The organism is Rhodococcus sp. 05-2255-1e (assembly GCF_002259025.1).
GTDB classification, from domain to species: domain Bacteria; phylum Actinomycetota; class Actinomycetes; order Mycobacteriales; family Mycobacteriaceae; genus Rhodococcoides; species Rhodococcoides fascians.
Window position 1 is genome coordinate 61,841 of record NZ_NOZE01000006.1, and the last position, 18,815, is coordinate 80,655.

Here is an 18,815-nt window from a genome sequence, read left to right on the forward strand (position 1 = left end):
GAAACTCGACCCCTGCTACGAAGTTCCACTCACATGCCTCGATGGATTCGTTTCGCAGGCTCCACTCACATGCCTCGATGGATTCGTTCCGCAGGCTCCACTCACGATCGGGCGCAGCCCCTCTACGCCAAGATTCGCTGCAGGAACTGTCGGGTACGGGGCTCGGTCGGGTTCGCGAGAACCTGCTCGGGTGTCCCGCGTTCGACGACGACGCCGTTCTCGAGGAACAGCACCTGATCGGCCACCTGCTGGGCGAAGCGGATCTCGTGGGTGACGATCACCATCGTCCAGCCTTCGGCGGCAAGGCCTTTGATGACGCCCAGTACTTCGCCGACCAGTTCGGGATCGAGCGCGGATGTCGGCTCGTCGAACAGCATCAGTTTGGGGCGCAGGGCGAGGGCCCGGGCGATTCCGACGCGTTGCTGTTGGCCGCCGGAAAGCTGGAACGGGTACTGGTCGGACTTGGCGTCGAGACCGATCTGGTCGAGGATCGCGTGTGCGTCGCGAGTGGCGTCGTCCTTGGCCCGTTTCTGGACGATCACCGGTCCCTCGATGATGTTCTGCAGCACGGTCTTGTGGGGAAACAGGTTGTGGCTCTGGAACACCATGCCGCTCTGCGCGCGGAAGTGGCGCAGTCGCGCGGCGTCCACGGGCTCGGCGAAGTCGACCGACACGTCGCCGATGCGGATCAGGCCGGCATCGGCTCGGTCGAGAGCGTTGAGCGTTCGCAACACTGTGGTCTTGCCGGAGCCGGACGGCCCGATGATGACGGTGACGGTGCCCGACGGCACGGTGAACGAGACGTCCTTCAGTACCTCGATCGGTCCGAACGATTTCTTCAGTGCGGATACTTCCAGCAGGTCTGTCATTTCGCCACGTACCTGTCGAGTCGGACTTCGAGTTTGCCTTGGAAGAACGAGAGAACTATGCAGATCACCCAGTAGTACAGGGCGGCAACGGAGTACAGCGTGAAGAAGTCGAACGTCGGAGCCGCCGCCAGCTGCGCGACGCGCAGCAGTTCGGTTACCAGGATGGTCGATGCCAGCGAGGTGTCCTTGACCAGCGAGATCAACGTGTTCGACAGCGGCGGCACGGCGGTGCGCAGTGCCTGCGGAAGCACGATGCGCTGCAAGGTGGTTCGGTATCCCATGCCGATCGTCTGCGCGGCCTCCCACTGGCCCTTGGGCACGCTCAATATCGCAGCGCGAATGACTTCGGCCGCGTAGCCGCCGACATTGAGCGAGAACGCCACGACCGCCGCCGGAAACGGCGAGATCACGATGCCGAACTGCGGCAGGCCGTAGAAGATGATGAACAGCTGCAGCAGTAGGGGAGTGCCGCGAATGATCGAGACATAGAACCGGGCCACTGCGGCGAGGGGCTTGATCGACGAGATCCGGGCGAGTGCCACGGCCAGCGCGATGACCAGTCCCACAACGAAACTGACGGCGGTCAGCGGGATCGTCATGGTGACCGTCGCCTTGAGCATCGGCCACAGGTTGTCGAGTACCAACTGCATCTTCGACGGCGCAGTGGTTCCTGCGTCCTCGCTCACCGGTGCCGCGGTGTCGGCGGTCGGTGCCGCGACGTCGCTCCCGAAGTACTTCTTCGAGATCTCGGCGATGGTGCCGTTGTCACGGAGGGTGTCGATGGCCGCGTCGACCTCGTCCATCAGGCCGCTGTTCTTGCGGGCCACGAAGGACTGCAGCGTCGTGTCGCCCGTGTTTCCGGAGACCCGCACTCCCGTGTCGCCGGTCTGCTGCAGGTATTCCGCGATGGCGAGCGAGTCGTTGACGGTGGCGTCCACCCGGCCGTCCTTGACGAGCGCGACCGCTTGGACGAATCCCTCGACCGCCTCGACGTTCGCGCCCGCGTCGGCAGCGACCTCGGCCCAGTTGCTCGTCGACGATTGGGCGGTGGTCTTGCCGGCCAGATCGGCCGTCGAGGTGATCGTGGTGTTGTTCGCGGCGGCGAGAATCTGGCCTTCGGACACCGTGTAGGGCTTGGACAGGTCGTAGGTCGACTGCCGGGCGGGAGTGATCGACACCTGGTTCGCGATCAGGTCGAAGCGTTGCGATTGCAGCCCGGCGAAGATCGAGTCGAAGGGGGTCTGCACGAAGTCGACGCGGACGCCCAGTTCGTCGCCGACCGCGTTGATGACGTCGATGTCGTAGCCGGTGAGTTGGCCGTCCCCGCCCTGATAACTGAACGGGCTGTACGTGCCCTCGGTGCCGACGACGAGTACACCGTCGTCGCGCACTCGGTCCAGGAGGGATTGCGACGACGAACTACACCCGGACAATCCGAGTATGCCGATCAGAATCGCGACCAGAACCAGAGTGGATCTGCGCACCATCTAGGCCTGCTTTCGCTGTAATGACGAGTGGAGAAAAACCTACCCGTCGATCTCCAGTTCCGCTGACACGACGACGGTGTTGTTCATCGGCAATGCGGCCGCTCCCAGCGCAGTCCGCGCATGCGCACCGACCTCGGGTCCGAAGATCGCCAACACCAGATCGGAGAACCCGTTGACGACGGTGGTGGTCTGAGTGAAGCCGTGATCGGCGTTGACCGAGCCGGTGACGGTCAGCCACGCGCTGATTCGATCGAGATCTCCGATGGCACGGGCGAGGCTGCCCAATACCGCGAGGGCGGTGTCACGCGCGGCGTCGGTGGCGGCGTCGAGGTCGACTTCGGACGGCACCGCACCGAACGGACCGGCGAGGGTTCCGTCCGGTGCGAGCGGCGAATGACCCGAGACGAAGACGCGGTTGCCGCGCACGCGAACCCAATCGAAGGAGAACTCGAATCCCGGTGGTGCGCTCGGTTCACCGGGCAGCTCGAAGCCGAGTTCGGCGATGCGACGTTCGATCTCCATGAACGAAAATCCTGTCAGACCGCAACGCCGTTGATGGTGCGAACCGTCCATCGGGTGCCGTCGTGTTCGAGTGTGGACACACCGGCGTTGAGTATGCGGGGTGAGTGTCGTCGACGGATGGCGTCGAAGATGGCTCGAATGACGCCGCCGTGGGCCACGGCGATCACCGCGGAGTCGGGGTAGCGCGAGGCGATCTCGTCGACGGCTCGCACGCCCCGGACGATCAGATTCGATCGTGGCTCGAGGCCCGGGTATCGCCCGTCCGGCCAATGCGAGTACGCGTCCCAGTCGGTGAATCCCTCGGCGTCACCGAAGTGACGCTCGGCAAGATCCGGGAATTCGGCGGTTCGGTTCAGGCCGAGATGGGTCCCGATGATGTCGGCGGTTTCTGCGGCTCTGACCAGTGGCGAACTGACCAGGTGATCCCACGTACGGAACTCCAGTTCGTAGCCTGCCTCGCGGGCCTGAGCTCGTCCGGTGTCGTTGAGAGGGATGTCCGAAGAGCCCTGCAGGCGGCCGTGCAAATTCCAGTTCGTTTCACCGTGCCGAACCAGCGCCAGAAAAGTCATAGTGAGCGGAGAATATCCCAGAGTTACCAGGGAGTACGGTCGATACCGAGATAAGCGAACGAGCACGGAGGATTGTCGATGAATCTTGCCCTGACAGAAGAAGAGGCCGCGTTCCGCGACGAGATGCGGACGTTCTTCACCACGAAGATCCCCGCCGAGATTCGCGAGAAGAACGCGACGGGTCAGGAGTTGAGCAAGGACGAAGTGGTCACGACCATGCGAATCCTGAACGAGAACGGACTGGCAGTACCGCACTGGCCTGCGGAGTTCGGTGGCCGCGACTGGTCTGCGGTCCAGCGTCACATCTGGCTCGACGAAATGCAGCTGGCCTCGGTACCCGAGCCGCTGGCGTTCAACGCGTCGATGGTGGGCCCGGTCATTGCGACGTTCGGGTCGCAGGAGATCAAGGAGAAGTTCCTGCCGAAGACGGCGAACCTCGACATCTGGTGGTGTCAGGGGTTCTCCGAGCCCGAAGCCGGTTCGGATCTCGCCTCGCTGCGTACCACCGCCATTCGGGACGGTGACGACTACATCGTCAACGGCCAGAAGACGTGGACCACTCTCGGCCAGTACGCCGACTGGATCTTCGCGTTGGTACGAACCAACCCCGATGCACCGAAGAAGCAGGCCGGAATTTCGTTCCTGCTCATCGATCTGAACACCCCCGGCATCGAGATGCGTCCCATCAAGCTGGTCGACGGCAGCGTCGAGGTCAACGAGGTGTTCTTCGACAACGTCCGCGTCCCGGCCGAGAACCTCGTGGGCGAGGAGAACCAGGGCTGGAGCTACGCGAAGTTCCTGCTCGGCAACGAGCGCACCGGCGTCGCCCGCGCCGGGCACACCAAAGTTCGACTGGGACAGGCGAAGAAGCACGCCGCGCAGACGAAGGTCGGCACCGGGACGCTGCTCGAGGATCCACTGTTCGCGGCCAAGCTGGCCGAGGTGGAGAACGAACTGCTCGCCCTCGAGCTCACCCAGTTGCGGATGGTCTCGAGCTCGGACGACGGCAAGCCGAACCCGGCATCGTCGATTCTGAAGCTGCGGGGTTCCGAATTGCAGCAGACCACAACCGAATTGCTGATGGACATCGCCGGGCCGGACTCCTTGCCCTACGAGGCAGGCGAGGACATCGAGAGCGACGGTTGGGCGCAGCGGTCGGTACCGAACTACCTCAACTATCGCAAGGTCTCGATCTACGGCGGCTCGAACGAGGTTCAGCGCACCATCATCGCGTCGGCGATTCTCGGACTGTAAGGGAGCATCTGAAGACATGGATTTCGAACTCAACGAAGAGCAGAAACTGCTGCGCGACACCACCCGTGAGGTTCTCTCGCGCGCCTACGACACCGAGAAGCGCAACAAGATCGTGGCCGGTGAGTTGGGGTGGAGCACCGACGTCTGGAAGCAGCTGGCCGAGGTCGGTCTGCTGGGTCTGACGTTCAGCGAGGACGACGGCGGTATGGACGCCGGTCCCGTGGAGATCATGGCGGTCATGACCGAGGTCGGACGACGGCTCGCGCCGGAGCCCATTCTCGACGCCGTTCTCGTGCCCGGCGGGCTCATCTCCGAGCTCGGCTCAGCCGATCAGCGCAAGCGACTTCTGCCACCCGTGGCCGAGGGCTCGTCGATGTTGGCGTTCGCGCACAACGAATCCGGCAGCCGCTGGCCGAACGTCGAGGTTGCCACCACGGCGACCGAGGACGGTGGATCGTGGTCGATCAGCGGCGTCAAGAACCCGGTTCCGCACGGCGGCAGCGCTGACGTCATCGTCGTCAGTGCCGTGCTCCCCGGCGGTGGAACCGGATTGTTCGTCGTCGACGGCGACGCGACCGGGCTGACACGCAAGTCGTACGCCACCCACGACGGTCAGCGCGCCGCGCAGATCGAATTCTCCGACGTTGCTGCAGAACCGCTGGGTTCGGCCGAGAACGCAGCCGCGGCGATCACCGGTGCCGAGGTGCGCGCCCAGGCCGCGCTGTGCGCCGAGGCAGTGGGAGCAATGGAGGAGGCGCTGCGGCTGACCACCGATTACCTCAAGCAGCGCAAGCAGTTCGGGGTTCCGCTGGCCAAGTTCCAGGCGCTCACCTTCCGTGCGGCGGACATGTACGTGCTGCTCGAACTGGCCCGCAGCATGAGCCTCTACGCCACGATGTCGTTGGCGGACGGCAATGTCGACACGACCATCGCCTCGCGCGCCAAGCTGCAGATCTCCCGTTCCGGTCGCAAGATCGGCCAGGAGGCAATTCAGCTGCACGGCGGAATCGGCGTCACGGCCGAATACCCCGTCGGGCACTACACCAGTCGGCTCGTGGCCATCGAGCACACTCTGGGTGGGGCCGACGAGCACCTGCGCATCCTGTCGGACAAGGTCGCCGATCACGACCTCATCGGAATCTGATCCGGTAAAAGGATACGGGCCCGGCCACCTCGTCCAGGTGGTCGGGCCCGTTCTCGTCTCTCGGACGCGTCAGCTACCCGAATCCGCCTGTAGCACAAGGTCGGCCACAGCTGCGGGGTTGGAAACCAGAATCGCGTGCGAGCCCGGAACCTCGGTCACCCGGGCACCGGCCCGGTGCGCCATGAACCGTTCGGCAGAGGTCGGGATGATCTGATCCTGCTGGGGGATCAGCGCCCACGACGGCGTATGCGCCCAGGACGGCGCACCGCTCGGTTCGAGCAAGGCACCGGCGGCGATGGTCTTCTGATGTGCCGCCATGCGGGCGGCCTGCTCCTCGGTGACGTCGGGGGCGAAGAACGGACGGAACAGCGCGGGCGTGATGTACGAGTCGACGTTCTTGCCGATCAGATTGGTCGAATCGTCGACGATCGACAGCCCGATCACAGGTGGGACCAGAGCCGTCACGGGGAATCGGAACGGGTCGAGTTCGAGGGCGACGGGTTCGCCTTCGACCGGCATGAACGCCGCGACGTAGACCAGAGCCTCCACGTTGTCCGCGTGCACGTTGCTGATCACCGTGCCGCCGTAGGAATGGCCGACCAACACCACGGGCCCGTCGATGTTCTCGACGACGTCGGTCACCGAGGCCGCATCGATCGCCGGGCCGCGCAGTGAGTTCTCGGCGGTGACGACGGGGTAGCCGCGGCCGCGTAGGTCGGCCGCGACACCGTCCCAGCTGGTGCTGTCGGCGAAGGCACCGTGCACGAGGACAACGGTCGGCAGGCCCTGCGCGGCGGCCGGAGCCACGCCGATCCCGAGCATCGTGCCCACGGTCAGTGCCGCGGCTGCGAGCAGGGAGGTCCACTTGGAAGACGTCATGTTCTCAACCTGCCACACGCCAGGAGTTTCCACGGTGTTCACCGTCCGGATTCGACCAGCTTTTTCTCAGTGAACGCTCGTATGCTTGGCTTGTGGCAGTGGCGTTCGCCCGACCGGGTGATCGTGAAACGGTAGGTCCGATCGTGAGCGAGAGTTCGATGAAGTCTCGGATGGCCGAGTACCCACGTCCCCATCACTGCTTGTTGCACATCAGCGACACGCATCTCGTCGACGGCGGCGGTCGCTTGTACGGCGGCGTGGACAGTGAGCTGCGGCTCGAACAGGTGATGACCGATGTTCGTAACTCGGGGGTGCGGCCCGATGCGTTGGTGTTCACCGGTGATCTGACCGACAAGGGCGAGGCGGGTGCCTACGAGAAGCTTCGCGCTCTGGTCGAGCCGGTCGCCGAGGAGCTCGGCGCGCAAATCGTCTGGGCGATGGGTAATCACGACGACCGCGCGACGTTCCGTCGGACCCTGCTCGACGCCGAACCGAGCGGGCAGTCGATCGACCGCGTGCACGACGTCGACGGGCTTCGCATCGTCACCTTGGATACGACGGTCCCCGGAAAGCATCACGGTGAGCTCGCCGACGAGCAATTGGCTTGGCTCGCAGACACTCTCGCAACCCCTGCCGAGTTCGGCACGATTCTGGCGATGCACCACCCGCCGGTACCGACCGTGCTCGATCTCGCAGTTCTGGTCGAGCTCATCGATCAGCCGCGCTTGGCGGACGTACTGCGCGGCAGCGACGTGCGATCGATACTCGCAGGGCATCTGCACTATTCGACGACAGCGACGTTCGCGGGCATTCCCGTCTCGGTCGCGTCGGCCACGTGCTACACCCAGGATCTCAATGTCCCCGCCGGCGGGTTACGTGGTCGTGACGGAGCCCAGGGCTACAACTTGGTTCACCTCTACGACGACACCGTCGTCCACTCGGTGGTGCCGACGGGCTCGTACGACACTGTGGGAGAGGCAGTGTCGGCAGAGGAGACCGCGCGTCGGCTCGACGCGGCGGGAGTGACCATTGCCGACAGCGCCCGTCGAAAGTTGTTCAGCGACGCCTAGTTCGGGGTGCGTTCCCACGGCGCGACGATGGGGAAGTACTTGTCCAGGAACTGCGTCACGGTGCGCGTGCGCAGATCGAGGTCGACCTCCGGGAAGCTGCCGTCGTTGAGGCAGAAGAAGTCGACCGATCGCTTGGGCAGCAGCTTCTCCATCAACTCGAGACCCGCGACGGACGTGGTGTCGATGTACCGGACCTTCGCGTCCTTCTGGACCACGGCGCGTCCGCTCATCAGCGCGTAGTAGTGGTACAGCGAGTTCGTCACGGAGATGTTCGTACTCGCGCGGAATGCACTGGCAGCGGTGGAGGCGAATTCATCGGGGAACTCGTTCTCCATTTCCTGCATCACGCTGCGGCGCAACGGCGTTGCCGCATGCTCGAGGTGCCGGGTGGTCGTCATCCCGAAGCGGTCCTGCAGGATCCGACGGTTCACGCGTGCCGCGTTCTCGAAGCCGCTGCGATCGGCGTCGCTGTACCCCAATCCGATTCGCGTCGTCGCCTCGATGAACATGCTGATTCCGCCGGGAGAGAAGAACATCGACGGGCTGACGGGGCGACCGAAGAACATGTCGTCGTTCGAGTACAGGAAGTGCTCGGACAACCCGGGGATGTGGTGCAGCTGGCATTCGACGGCCTGCGAATTGTGCGTCGGCAGTACGGAGGTATCGACGAAGAACGCCTCGCTCGGCACGAACGTCACCTTGGGATGGTCGGCGAGCCACGCCGGCCTCGGGGAGTCGGTGGCGACGAAGATGCGCCTGATCCACGGTGCGTACAGGTGAATCGACCGCAGTGCGTACTTCAGTTCGTCGATCTGCCGGTACCGGGCGGCCGAATCGTCGCCTTCGCCGACGACGTAGTTCGCCATCCGGCGGGCGCGTTGAGCCTGGAATTCCGCGGACGAACCGTCGACCCACGAGAACACGATGTCGATGTCGAAATTGATGTCCGACGCGTGGTCGGCGAACATGTTCTCGATGGTCGGCCAGGTTCGGCCGAAGCGCTCGACGGTGCCGCGGACGGCCTCGTCGGGCCGGATGTTGCGGCGAGTGAGCGAGTTCTCGATCGGCAGCACGATCTCGGACGGTGAGAACGACCACAGCTCGATCTGCACCGCGGTCGATGCGCCGTAGTAGAGCCCGCTGAACGGCTCGACACGTGGGCGGTAGAGCCGCACGATGCGCGCGTTCGACGACGGCGACAAGGTGCCATCGGCTACCAGTACCGCTTTTCCGCGGGCGTCGACGGTCTTGGAGTAGAAGGGCTCGGCGCGGCAGGCATGCACCAGGGCCGTGGTCAGTGCCTCGCGAGCGGCCAGTTCTATGGCGATGACGGGACGCTCGTCGTTGCCGCGCACCAGGAGGTACTTGATCCGCGCGGCGTCGAGCACGGCGCGCACGAACAGCAGATCTTCGACCATCGCCTGGTGCGGGGTGGTCGAGGTGATGGTCAGTGCGTAACGGCCGTCGTGGCTGACGACGTCGGACCGTTCGCTCAAGCGCGCTGCGGCGGCGTCAGATTCTCGGGTGACGGCATCGTTGGTCTCGTGCTCCGGTGGAACGAGGTAGATATCGTGCGGGGCAGAAGACGAGGTGATGACGTTCCTTCCGGAGTGTTCGCGCTGGCCGAGGAACCCCGGTGCCGTCTCAGTCTAGTGCAGGTGCGATGCCTTTCGGACGCGCTGCGGTAGAACCCTGCTCGCTGCGACCAGGCCCAGTGCGATACCGACGACGTCGGCGAGTGCGTCGGCGGCCGATCCGGAGCGACCGAGCGGCAGGATCGCCTGCAGGAACTCCGATACCACTGCGAACGCCGACACCCACAGTGCGGTCTTCACCCAGCCGATGCCGGCGAGTCGGGAGGTGTAGGCGAGAGCAGCGAACAGGATGCAATGAATGATCTTGTCGCTGTGCTGAAAGCCGGACGGCACCCCGGACGCGGGGGTGAAGAGAACGATCAGCGCGACGACGAACGTGACGGCCAGGGGAATTCGGTACGTCGACTGCGAGATCACTGCGAAGAGTTTACCGGCGCTGCAGCACCACCACTGTGTCGATTCGCTCGTCGCCGTCCGGCGTCGTCCGGGTGCGGTGTTCGGCGTGAATCACCTCGAACCCGTCGCCCGCCGCAGCGACGACCGGCTCCGGTGCAAACAGTCGGTGCTTGGCCGGGTGCTGCGAGGCGTGGCTGTCGCTGGGACTGTGCCCGACGATCAGTAGACGGCCCTTCGGCGCGACCGCCGCGGCGAACCTGCGGGTGGTCAGTTCCAATTCGTCCGGCGGCACCTGCAAGAAGTGCACCGACACCAGATCGAACGCCGCGGCCGGGGGAGTCCAGTCCAGTACGTCTTCCTGACGCCAATCAACCGCGAGCGTCTGTGACCCGAGTGCCTGCTGTGCGGCGCGAGCGCGGCCGAGAGCCACATCGGAGATGTCGACGCCGGTCACGGTCCATCCTTCGCCGGCCAGCCAGAGTGAGTCGGCACCTTCACCGCAGCCGATGTCCAGAGCGCGGCCCGGAGTCAGCGCGGACGCTTCCTGTACCAACACGGCGTTGGGATTTCCGCTCCAGATGGCGGTGCGTTGGTTGTAGAGGTTGTCCCAGAACGATTCGTCGAAGGTGCCGTTCTCGAAATCCGGTTCCGGGTGGGTCGGGTCGGCTGGATGAGTGTGCGCAGGTGTGTGGTCGGCCATGGTTCGAGACTGCCCGCCGTCGTGCCCGAGCGCAAACGAATTTGCTTATTCGGCAAAAATGGGCCTTGGGTAAAGTAATCCGTCATGACCGAACCGGAACGCGAAGTACTGACGTGGGAGACCTTCGGAGACGCCTCGCGCGATCTGACGAAGAAGATCGTGGGCGACGGGTTCGTTCCGGACATCGTCATCGCAATCGCCCGCGGCGGACTCATCCCTGCCGGTGCCATTTCCTACGCCATGGGCGTCAAGGCTGCCGGCACCCTCAATGTCGAGTTCTACTCCGATATCGAAGAGACTTTGCCCGATCCTGTTGTCCTCGAACCACTTCTGGATACCGACGCGATCGTCGGCAAGAAGCTGCTCGTCGTCGACGATGTCGCCGATTCCGGCCGCACCCTGGCGCTGGTGATCGATCTACTGAAGGCGCACACGGCCGACGTGCGGTCGGCCGTGATGTACACCAAGCCCAGAACCATTGTGCAGCCGGACTACTCGTGGCGAGAGACCGACAAGTGGATCAATTTCCCGTGGTCCACATTGCCGGTCATCACCTGAATTATTCGCTGGAGACGTCGATCAGCACCTTGCCGACGGTTCCGTTCTCCACGGCGTCGTGTGCGGCCGCGGTCTCGCTCAGCGGGAAGCGGTGCAGTGGCAGGCCGGTGGCTTCGCCCACCTCCAGCACGCCTGCTGCCGCCGCTGCGCTGACGTCCGCCTCGGCGTTACGCAGAGCCTCGTCGCCCACGGTGTAGAGCAGCACGAACTGGTAGCGAGTGTTGAGCACCATGTTAGGCCGGACGTCGAGGGTGATGGTGTCGCCGCCGTTGTTGGCGTAGACGGCTACGGAGGCTCGGTTCGCTCCCACGGCCGCGTTGAGTGCGGCGTTCTGTGCGGGAGCGACCTCGACCACCAGATCGATTCCGCCGGGCACCAATTCGCGGATGTCAGCGGCGGCGTCTCCGGTCTTGTAGTTCACCACGTGGTGCGCGCCGGCAGCGGTGGCCAGTGCGCCCTTCTCCGGTCCGCTGACGGTCGTCACCACGGTCGCGCCTGCCCAGCGGGCCAATTGGATCGCGGCATGGCCGACAGCACCGGCGCCACCGGCGACGAGTACCGACTTGCCTTCCAACGCGCCGGGATGCAAGCGAGACGGGCCGTCCTCCGACACCGTCAGTGCGCGGTGTGCCGTCATCGCGGGTACGCCGAGGCTCGCGCCGACGTCGAAGCTGACGCCGTCGGGCAGAGCAACCACACGTGATGCGGGAAGGTTGGTGAACTTCTGCGCCGTTCCGGTCGGACGCTGATGCTGGGCCAGGTACACCCAGACGCGATCTCCTACGGCCAGCCCCTCGACGTCAGGGCCCACGGCGTCGATCACTCCGGCACCGTCCTGGTTCGGAACCACCTCGTCGAACGCCAGCTTCTCGCCCGGTCCGGAACCGGTCCTGTTCTTCCAGTCCGTCGGATTGACGCCCGAGACCACGATGCGCACGCGCACTTCGCCTGCGGCCGGCTCGGTCACCTCGCGATCTTTCGGTTCGAGGACGGACGAATCGCCGGTGCGGGTGTACACAATTGCTGGAGAAGTCATACCGGGTTCAACGCGCCTGGAGGGCCCCGATGTTCCCTTCGAAGCAATCGGGGTATGCATGACTGGCTATCAGTGCTCGACGAAAGAGGCGTACTCGATGAACCACAACGACCTGCTGACCGACGCATTCGGTCGAATCAAGGAACTCGTTCACTCGGTGTTGGACGACATCCCCGCTGCCGCGTTGACCTATCGGCCCGACGCCGATGCCAACAGCATCGCGTGGTTGCTGTGGCACCTGACGCGTGTGCAAGACGACCACATCGCGGGTGTGGCCGGGAGCGAACAGGTCTGGACGTCGGACTCGTGGTTCGAGCGTTTCGGATTGCCGTTCGACAAGTCCGACATCGGGTACGGCCAATCGTCCTCCGACGTCGCTCGGGTCACCTCGAGCGCCGAGTTGTTGCGCGAATACCACGACGCCGTGCACTCGAAAACCGTTGCGTACCTGAGCGGTATCTCGACCGACGATCTGGACCGAATCGTCGACGAGAACTGGGATCCGCCGGTCACGTTGGGTGCGCGCCTGGTGTCCGTGGTCTCCGACGACCTTCAGCATGCCGGGCAGGCGTCGTACGTTCTCGGCCTGTACACCCGGCAGGCCTAGCCGTCAGGCGTAACGCTTCTGCAGGTTCTCCAGCGTCTTTCGGATGTTGCGACGTTGGAACTGCGGGAACGTCTTGCCGCTGGTGACGATCTTGTCGAACACGAGCGCCAGGGCATCGGGCCATTTCGTTCTGTCGTCGGTCCAGGTTTCGGTGACCTTTGTGCCGCCCGCGACCGTCTCGAAGTCGTATCGCCAGGTTGCGTTCGCGCCCTTGATCTTCGGAGCGCTCTTGCCGATGGCGTGGACGCGGAACTCGAAGGTCTTGCCCGGGTCGGCTGCGGTCACGGTGCAGCGGGTGATCCACTTCGCCCTGCCGCGCTTGTTGGTTCCGTCGAATACCATTCCCACGTAGGCGCTCTCGCGAGGATCGTGCACGGTGGCACCGGTATTCTCGGGACTCCACTGGCCCATCTTGGTGGGGTCGCTGATCGCAGCGTAGAGGGTGTCGGCGTCGGCGTTGACAACGACGCTGTCGGACACCGTGAACTGGCGGCTCATGATGATGCGCCGTTCTTCAGGCCTGGATGAATACGAGTGAGCATGGGCACCAACAAAGTTCGCGGGGTGATCTGGGCAAAGATCGATCCGATGCGGTTGGCGGGCCCGGGGATCGACACCATCCGTCCCTTGGTCATGTCGTCGACGGCGGTCTTGGCCACCGTTTCTGCCGACACCCACATGATCGATGGCAGTGCCTTCTCGGCGTCGTCTTTCGCGAAGCCCGCGGCCTCGCCGAAACCGGTCTGCACCGGTCCGGGGCACAGCGCGGTGGCGGTCACGCCGGTTCCGCGCAGTTCTCCGGTCAGAGACTGGGTGTAGGAGAGAACGAACGCCTTGCATGCGCCGTAGCCCGCTTGGCCGGGTAGCGGCTGGAACGCGGCGGTGGAGGCAACGTTCAGCAGAGCTCCGCGTCGTCGCTCGGTCATACCGGGGAGGAAGCGAGTGCAGAGATCGGCGACGGCAACCACGTCGACCTCGATCATGTTCATCTCAGCTTCGGGGTCGGATTCGACGACCGGGCCGAGCGTCGACAACCCGGCGTTGTTCACCAGGATGTCCGGTGTCAGTCCGAGTTCGGTGATGCGCCCGAGCAATTCGGCGCGGGCGCTGCGATCGGACAGGTCTGCTGCGAGCACCTCTGCGCGAACTCCCCGCGAGCGGAGCTCGGCCGCAAGCTCGTCGAGCTTGTCGGCGCGGCGGGCGACGAGGGTGACCCCGTGACCTCGGGAGGCGAGTTCGCGAGCGATGGCGGCACCGATTCCGGAAGACGCTCCGGTCACGACGGCAGTCCGGTCGGGTGCGGGGCGAGGAAGGCTCATGCCCCCACCGTAGCGAACGCCCGCTGTGCAGCGCATTTGAATCCGGATGAGAGGTTAGCCTAGGGTTACTTTAACGTCCCTTTGCTTGTCGAAAGGTAACCATGTTCTCTGTTTCACCGACCGGTCGACGGACTGCGCGCCGCGCAACCCTGCTGTCCGCGCTCACGGTGTCGGCCCTTGTGGTCGGCGCGTGTTCGAGTACCGATACCGCTGAGGAACCACAGGCGGGCAGCGACTTCGCGGCCGTCACCATCGATTCGGCGCTGGGTCAGGCCGTCATCACCGAGAAGCCGGAGCGCATCGTGACGCTCGGCCAGGGCTCGGCCGAAACGGCGATCGCGTTGGGTACCGTCCCGGTGGGCGTCGAGGAGTATTCCTGGGGTGCCGACGACACCGGCTACCTCCCGTGGGTGCACGACGCGGTCACCGAATTGGGTGCCGAGCTTCCTCAGCAGTTCACGGGCGGAACCGAATTGAACATCGAGGCCGTCGCGGCTCTCGAACCGGATCTGATTCTGGCACCGTGGTCCGGCGTCACGCAGGATCAGTTCGACAAGCTCAGTGCCTTCGCCCCGGTGGTCGCCTACGAGGAGAAGCCGTGGACCACGACGTGGCAGGACCAGATCACCGTCATCGGCAAGGCCATGGGCGAGGAGCAAAAGGCGGCCGAGGAGATCGACAAGATCGAAAACCGCTTCGCCGACGCCGCGGCCCAGCACCCCGAGTATTCGGACGTGAGTTTCTCTTACATCTACAACACCGGTCCCGGGACACTCGGAGTGTTCCTCGCCGACGAGCAGCGCGTCGCGATGGTCCGCGGACTCGGGCTGCAGGTCGATCCGGTGGTGAACACGCTCGACGAGACCGAGGGCACCGACTCATCGGTGATCGGCTTGGAGAACGCGAATCTGTTGAACGATTCCGACTTGATCTTCACCTTCTACTCCGATCCGCAGAACCGCACCGACACCGAGAATCAGCCTGCGTACAAGCAGATTCCGGCCGTGTCCCGTGGGTCGGTCGTTGCGCCGACGGATCAGTCCTTCGTCACTGGGTCGTCGATCATCAACCCGCTGACAGTTCCGTGGGCACTCGAGCGATACGTGCCGATGATCGACGAGGCTGTCGCGAAGCTCGACGCGAAGTAGGTCACCGTTCGGTCGATCGGAGCGGAGACGAGCAGGATCGGCTTCACGCAGGTCGTGTACATGCGCAGGAAGCATGCAGTGTCTGATCGAAACACCCAGCTCGACAACCTCTTCCAGCCCCGCACCGTGTTCTCGATGCGGGGCTGGAGTGTTTGTGTGGGCTGTATGTTTCGAGGGGTCAGGCGATATGGGGGCCTGCTCGGGCGTGGGATGGTCTGGGTTGTCGGTAGGGGTCGACGGTTGCCGGGGGTACGAACCAGGGGTGCTGATCGGTGCCGATGAAGACTTCCCAGTCACTGTGGTGGATGAGTCGGTGGTGGAATCCGCAGAGGAGGACGAGGTTGTCCATGTCGGTGGGTCCACCGTCGGCCCAGTGCCAGATGTGGTGACCTTCGGTCCAGGCGGCGGGTTTTCCGCAGCCGGGGAACGCGCAACCGTGATCGCGGGCTGTCAATGCGCGTTTCTGTTTCGCGGTGACGGTGCGGGCGGTGCGGGCGAGGTTGAGTGGGTTGCCGTTCTCGTCCATGACGATCGCGGTGAGAACACAGTCGCAGGCGAGTTGGCGGGAGGTGTTGCGCGAGAGTGGTCCCATCCAGGGCAGCCACCCGACGGTGGTGCCATCGCCGAACAGGTCCCGATACGCGCTGCGATCCTGGCTCGGTCCGGCAGCGCTGCCGGTCTGGAGTTCATTCGCCGCGTCCGACTCGGTCGGGTCGGATCGTATTGGGTCGGAGTGGATCGGGTTGCCGGCGTCGATGTCCACCGGGTTGGCTGGATCGGCGTTGTCGGATTCTGCTGCAGCGCGGGTGGTTTCGTCGTCGGTGATGTCGTCGCTGTTCTGACCGCTCAGGCTCTGGAGGTCCTGCAACCGGATGTGGAGGTTGATGTGGGGTCTCTCTCCGCCTTCGGTGGGGCGATCCTTCGAGGCGAGGTAGTGGTCGAGGATCTGCCCGAATGCGTCGGCGCGTCGCCTCGCAGGACTGCGTTCGTCGGGGGTGCCGTCGGCTGCGGGCCGAGGTTCGGTCAGCGGTGAGAGTGCGGTGAAGAGCTTTTCCGCGGTGACGGCATCGAAGTCGGCCTTGAGGCACAGGCGTTGGTTGAGCATCTTCGATGCGAACAGTTCGTTGCGGTCGGTGTCCTCAGGGGGCGGCTTGTCGCTGCCGTAGGTGTCTTCGAGTTTGGTGATCGCTTCACGGATCTTGTCGGTGCGTGCCCCGGGCCCGGTGGCGGCGGTGATCATCGCGGTGCGGGCGATATCGCGACCCTCTTGCGGGAGGTTCTTCGGTGGTGTTTCGGCGAAGGTGAGGATCAGGGCGGCGTGGTCGACGGTCATGACGCCGGTGTCCACTGCGTCGGCGATGTCGGGGAAGTTCTTCAGTCCGCGGGCGAGGGCAACGATCTTGTTCGCTTTGCTCGGGGTGAGGAGGGTGGTGGAGGTGAGCCAACCGGCGGGCCCGGGGAAGCCGAGTTTCTCCCGCGAGACGCGGGTGTCGATCTCGGCGACCAATGCGATCCGCCGGGCTTCCAGCAATTGGATGTCGTGGGAGACCGCGGCAGCGTCGGCGAGCAGTTCTGCTTCGCTCAGTTGCCAGATCTCCGTGGTCATAGGAAGAAGTGTATCGAACGTGCGTTCGATACGCAATGATGGTGCAATCGAAAACTATTGCTGTGCATAAGGATTCGATAATCCGAACCTGTCGGTGGCGCATGGTAAAGGCTCGATCTCTCCGGCGACCGCACAAGACCGCGATACTTCGACGAGAAGTACACCCGAGCATCGGTGCATGTGGACCGGACCCATCGACCCCGAACGTTGCCCGAGTACCGAGCCGGGGTGAGACGTCAAATTCTGCGGCGGTGTGATCTCGCGATGACGATTCGGTGCAGAGCGCAATGCCCCCAAGAGTCCGCTCGGTATCGCCGACGGCGACGCCCGAACCTGCGCTCGAGCGATCTGCCAATTCTGCTGCTTTACTCAGTTGTTCGGAGATCCTCTGTGCGCGGCGGACTGAATGCACTGTCGGCTGCGACAGGTGGAACACGCTCGGTCCTCGTGGCAGCGTCTCAGCCGGCGTGGTGGGCGTCGCGCAGTCGGTGCCCACGACGCCGCGCAAGGCAGGGCTGATCTCACTGCCGCCGAGCCTCATCCCGAGTCGATACTCGCGATAGTCGAGGGCGCGTCAGTACACCTCGCGTTGACGTTCCTGTTCCAGCACCTGCTCGAGGTCGTTCAATCGGTTCATCGACGACACCTGTCGCGCGGTGCGGTGGTTCAGTGCCAGCATCTCGCGGTGTCGGTGGACGAAGGCCCAGTAGCCCGCGGTGAAGGGGCAGGCGTCGTCACCCAGCCTCTTTTTCGGATTGAATTCGCATGTGCCGCAGTAGTCGGTCATGCGGTTCAGGTAGGCCCCACCCGAAGCGTAGGGCTTGGTGGCGATCACTCCACCGTCCGCGTGCTGGCTCATGCCGATAACATTCACCGGCATCACCCAGGCAAATCCGTCGACGAAAGCGGTGGCGAACCACTCGGTCAACGCTCGTGGGTCCCAGGCATGTTGCAGCGCAAAGTTTCCCAGGATCATCAGCCGCGGAATGTGGTGCACCCAGCCGCGGTCGCGTACGCCGTCGACGGTACTGGAGAGGCACTTCGCTACCACCGCGTCGCCGTCCAATTCGAGAAGCCAATCCGGCAGCGGCTCATGGGCTTCGAGTTTGTTCCGTTCGAGGTACTCCGGCCCCATATGCCAGTAGAGGTGCCACACGTATTCGCGCCAGCCGAGGATCTGCCGAACGAAACCTTCCACGCTCGCCAGCGGGGTGCCGTCGCGATGGGCGTCCTCGGCGGCGTGCGCCACGTCCAACGGTTGCAGCAGACCGAGGTTGAGCGGGACCGACAACAGCGAGTGCGACATCGTCCAGTCGTCGGCCATCACTGCGTCCTCGTATTTGCCGAAGTCGTCCAAGCGGTAATCGATGAAGTGCGACAACGCTTCCGAGGCCTCGGAGGCAGTCACCGCGAACACTCGTGGCCCGTCGACTCCGACTGTGTCCAGCTCCCACGAATCGAGATCGGCACGCACCTCGTCGTCGATGGCATCCTCGGTCGGCCACCACGGTTCTTCCACGCCCAGGGTCAGCCGACCCTTCGGGGGTGGCGACTGATTCTCGGCGTCGAGGTTCCATTTGCCAGAGACCGGGTCGGCACCGTCCATCAGCACATCGAATCTTTTGCGCTGCTCGCGGTAGAACGTCTCCATGCGAAAGGTTCCGCGCTCGGCCGCCCAGTCGGCGAACTCGGCCCGGGGGAGCGCGAACATCGGCGTCGGCAGAATTTCCGAGACCAGACCCTCCTCGTGCAAGGCAGCGACGAACTTCTCCGCCGCATGCGAGGTGGGCTCGAACACCACCACGGGCTTGCCGTACTCGGCCAGGGCTTCGCGATACGTCTCGGTCTGCAGGTAGGTGACGCGATCACCCAGCTCGTCGGCCAGATGACGCATCCCGGACAACACCAAATGGAGCTTCTGTCGGTGGTATCGCCGGCGTCGAAACACGCGCCGGGACTCGATCATCAGCACGTCTCGCTCGGCATGCTCGTCCACGGAGTGAAAATGCGGGCCGAGCTGATCACCGAACAACCACAGAGCGTCCATTCTCGGAGT

19 protein-coding genes are annotated in these 18,815 nt (G+C 64.3%); 6 read left to right on the top strand and 13 right to left on the bottom strand.

The genetic code is table 11. From position 1 onward, the window contains the following. Positions 1-122 precede the first annotated feature (122 nt). Genes CH262_RS02680 through CH262_RS02695 form a run of 4 tightly spaced genes read right to left on the bottom strand, consistent with a single transcriptional unit; the run spans position 123 to position 3,447 of the window. Positions 123-869 (bottom strand): amino acid ABC transporter ATP-binding protein, encoded by a 747-nt coding sequence (locus tag CH262_RS02680; protein ID WP_027497994.1) that lies wholly within the window; start codon positions 867-869, stop codon positions 123-125. Next, complete coding sequence (locus tag CH262_RS02685; protein ID WP_094716808.1) at positions 866-2,356, bottom strand: ABC transporter substrate-binding protein/permease; 1,491 nt, start codon at positions 2,354-2,356, stop codon at positions 866-868. The genes CH262_RS02680 and CH262_RS02685 overlap by 4 nt, the downstream gene beginning before the upstream one ends. A gap of 39 nt (positions 2,357-2,395) precedes the next feature. Next, positions 2,396-2,878 (bottom strand): RidA family protein, encoded by a 483-nt coding sequence (locus CH262_RS02690; protein WP_032371653.1) that lies wholly within the window; start codon positions 2,876-2,878, stop codon positions 2,396-2,398. Between the two features lie 14 nt (positions 2,879-2,892). Then, the gene (locus tag CH262_RS02695) at positions 2,893-3,447 is read right to left on the bottom strand and encodes a histidine phosphatase family protein (RefSeq protein ID WP_027497992.1); all 555 of its coding nucleotides are present in this window, start codon (positions 3,445-3,447) and stop codon (positions 2,893-2,895) included. A 78-nt stretch (positions 3,448-3,525) separates the two neighbouring features. Here CH262_RS02695 and CH262_RS02700 point away from each other — a divergent pair, with 78 nt between their 5' ends. Then, a complete protein-coding gene (locus tag CH262_RS02700; RefSeq protein WP_027497991.1) occupies positions 3,526-4,701 on the top strand; it encodes an acyl-CoA dehydrogenase family protein in 1,176 nt (391 codons plus the stop codon). A 16-nt stretch (positions 4,702-4,717) separates the two neighbouring features. Beyond that, complete coding sequence (locus CH262_RS02705; RefSeq protein WP_032364891.1) at positions 4,718-5,845, top strand: acyl-CoA dehydrogenase family protein; 1,128 nt, start codon at positions 4,718-4,720, stop codon at positions 5,843-5,845. 69 nt (positions 5,846-5,914) lie between these two features. Here the strand turns inward: CH262_RS02705 and CH262_RS02710 are convergent, their stop codons facing one another. Further along, positions 5,915-6,724, bottom strand: a complete 810-nt coding sequence (locus tag CH262_RS02710; RefSeq protein ID WP_094716825.1) for an alpha/beta hydrolase — start codon at positions 6,722-6,724, stop codon at positions 5,915-5,917. Between the two features lie 158 nt (positions 6,725-6,882). Here CH262_RS02710 and CH262_RS02715 point away from each other — a divergent pair, with 158 nt between their 5' ends. Then, on the top strand, positions 6,883-7,794 hold the full coding sequence (locus CH262_RS02715; protein ID WP_027497988.1) for a phosphodiesterase: 912 nt from the start codon (positions 6,883-6,885) through the stop codon (positions 7,792-7,794). On the opposite strand, the gene CH262_RS02720 is transcribed toward CH262_RS02715, so the two are convergent. From CH262_RS02720 to CH262_RS02730, 3 genes are all read right to left on the bottom strand, one after another. Beyond that, complete coding sequence (locus CH262_RS02720; RefSeq protein ID WP_176457011.1) at positions 7,791-9,290, bottom strand: stealth family protein; 1,500 nt, start codon at positions 9,288-9,290, stop codon at positions 7,791-7,793. The two genes, CH262_RS02715 and CH262_RS02720, sit on opposite strands and share 4 nt — an antisense overlap. Positions 9,291-9,443: 153 nt before the next feature. Beyond that, entirely contained in the window at positions 9,444-9,806 is a 363-nt protein-coding gene (locus tag CH262_RS02725; RefSeq protein ID WP_094716809.1) for a VanZ family protein, read from the bottom strand. A 10-nt stretch (positions 9,807-9,816) separates the two neighbouring features. Beyond that, positions 9,817-10,485, bottom strand: coding sequence for a class I SAM-dependent methyltransferase (locus CH262_RS02730; protein ID WP_080731908.1), 669 nt, complete (start codon positions 10,483-10,485; stop codon positions 9,817-9,819). An 84-nt stretch (positions 10,486-10,569) separates the two neighbouring features. Between CH262_RS02730 and CH262_RS02735 the strand changes: the two genes are divergently transcribed. Next, the gene (locus tag CH262_RS02735) at positions 10,570-11,043 is read left to right on the top strand and encodes a phosphoribosyltransferase (RefSeq protein WP_094716810.1); all 474 of its coding nucleotides are present in this window, start codon (positions 10,570-10,572) and stop codon (positions 11,041-11,043) included. 1 nt (position 11,044) lies between these two features. Here CH262_RS02735 and CH262_RS02740 read toward each other — a convergent pair whose 3' ends face one another. Further along, on the bottom strand, positions 11,045-12,079 hold the full coding sequence (locus CH262_RS02740; protein ID WP_094716811.1) for an NADPH:quinone reductase: 1,035 nt from the start codon (positions 12,077-12,079) through the stop codon (positions 11,045-11,047). Between the two features lie 97 nt (positions 12,080-12,176). Here CH262_RS02740 and CH262_RS02745 point away from each other — a divergent pair, with 97 nt between their 5' ends. Continuing rightward, positions 12,177-12,686 carry a mycothiol transferase gene (locus CH262_RS02745; protein WP_032364903.1) on the top strand — a complete coding sequence of 170 codons (510 nt, stop codon included), beginning with the start codon at positions 12,177-12,179 and terminating at the stop codon, positions 12,684-12,686. 3 nt (positions 12,687-12,689) lie between these two features. Here CH262_RS02745 and CH262_RS02750 read toward each other — a convergent pair whose 3' ends face one another. Beyond that, on the bottom strand, positions 12,690-13,184 hold the full coding sequence (locus tag CH262_RS02750) for an SRPBCC family protein (protein ID WP_094716812.1): 495 nt from the start codon (positions 13,182-13,184) through the stop codon (positions 12,690-12,692). Beyond that, positions 13,181-14,005, bottom strand: a complete 825-nt coding sequence (locus CH262_RS02755) for an SDR family NAD(P)-dependent oxidoreductase (RefSeq protein ID WP_032386341.1) — start codon at positions 14,003-14,005, stop codon at positions 13,181-13,183. Before CH262_RS02755 ends, CH262_RS02750 begins: the two co-directional genes overlap by 4 nt. Before the next feature lie 101 nt (positions 14,006-14,106). On the opposite strand from CH262_RS02755, the gene CH262_RS02760 reads away from it, so the two are divergent. Beyond that, positions 14,107-15,153 carry an iron-siderophore ABC transporter substrate-binding protein gene (locus CH262_RS02760; RefSeq protein WP_032371648.1) on the top strand — a complete coding sequence of 349 codons (1,047 nt, stop codon included), beginning with the start codon at positions 14,107-14,109 and terminating at the stop codon, positions 15,151-15,153. A 178-nt stretch (positions 15,154-15,331) separates the two neighbouring features. Here the strand turns inward: CH262_RS02760 and CH262_RS02765 are convergent, their stop codons facing one another. Beyond that, positions 15,332-16,759 carry an HNH endonuclease signature motif containing protein gene (locus CH262_RS02765; RefSeq protein WP_094716813.1) on the bottom strand — a complete coding sequence of 476 codons (1,428 nt, stop codon included), beginning with the start codon at positions 16,757-16,759 and terminating at the stop codon, positions 15,332-15,334. A gap of 574 nt (positions 16,760-17,333) precedes the next feature. Then, positions 17,334-18,806, bottom strand: a complete 1,473-nt coding sequence (locus tag CH262_RS02770; RefSeq protein WP_094716814.1) for a cryptochrome/photolyase family protein — start codon at positions 18,804-18,806, stop codon at positions 17,334-17,336. Between the last annotated feature and the right edge of the window lie 9 nt (positions 18,807-18,815).

Excerpts from the sequence above, each read along its gene's own strand:
- CH262_RS02705 (WP_032364891.1), top strand. The coding sequence starts at position 4,718 with ATGGATTTCGAACTCAACGAAGAGCAGAAACTGCTGCGCGACACCACC.
- CH262_RS02740 (WP_094716811.1), bottom strand. The coding sequence starts at position 12,079 with ATGACTTCTCCAGCAATTGTGTACACCCGCACCGGCGATTCGTCCGTC.
- CH262_RS02735 (WP_094716810.1), top strand. The coding sequence starts at position 10,570 with ATGACCGAACCGGAACGCGAAGTACTGACGTGGGAGACCTTCGGAGAC.
- CH262_RS02710 (WP_094716825.1), bottom strand. The coding sequence starts at position 6,724 with ATGACGTCTTCCAAGTGGACCTCCCTGCTCGCAGCCGCGGCACTGACC.
- CH262_RS02695 (WP_027497992.1), bottom strand. The coding sequence starts at position 3,447 with ATGACTTTTCTGGCGCTGGTTCGGCACGGTGAAACGAACTGGAATTTG.
- CH262_RS02685 (WP_094716808.1), bottom strand. The coding sequence starts at position 2,356 with ATGGTGCGCAGATCCACTCTGGTTCTGGTCGCGATTCTGATCGGCATA.
- CH262_RS02755 (WP_032386341.1), bottom strand. The coding sequence starts at position 14,005 with ATGAGCCTTCCTCGCCCCGCACCCGACCGGACTGCCGTCGTGACCGGA.
- CH262_RS02700 (WP_027497991.1), top strand. The coding sequence starts at position 3,526 with ATGAATCTTGCCCTGACAGAAGAAGAGGCCGCGTTCCGCGACGAGATG.
- CH262_RS02760 (WP_032371648.1), top strand. The coding sequence starts at position 14,107 with ATGTTCTCTGTTTCACCGACCGGTCGACGGACTGCGCGCCGCGCAACC.
- CH262_RS02680 (WP_027497994.1), bottom strand. The coding sequence starts at position 869 with ATGACAGACCTGCTGGAAGTATCCGCACTGAAGAAATCGTTCGGACCG.
- CH262_RS02730 (WP_080731908.1), bottom strand. The coding sequence starts at position 10,485 with ATGGCCGACCACACACCTGCGCACACTCATCCAGCCGACCCGACCCAC.
- CH262_RS02750 (WP_094716812.1), bottom strand. The coding sequence starts at position 13,184 with ATGAGCCGCCAGTTCACGGTGTCCGACAGCGTCGTTGTCAACGCCGAC.
- CH262_RS02690 (WP_032371653.1), bottom strand. The coding sequence starts at position 2,878 with ATGGAGATCGAACGTCGCATCGCCGAACTCGGCTTCGAGCTGCCCGGT.
- CH262_RS02715 (WP_027497988.1), top strand. The coding sequence starts at position 6,883 with ATGAAGTCTCGGATGGCCGAGTACCCACGTCCCCATCACTGCTTGTTG.
- CH262_RS02745 (WP_032364903.1), top strand. The coding sequence starts at position 12,177 with ATGAACCACAACGACCTGCTGACCGACGCATTCGGTCGAATCAAGGAA.
- CH262_RS02765 (WP_094716813.1), bottom strand. The coding sequence starts at position 16,759 with ATGACCACGGAGATCTGGCAACTGAGCGAAGCAGAACTGCTCGCCGAC.
- CH262_RS02770 (WP_094716814.1), bottom strand. The coding sequence starts at position 18,806 with ATGGACGCTCTGTGGTTGTTCGGTGATCAGCTCGGCCCGCATTTTCAC.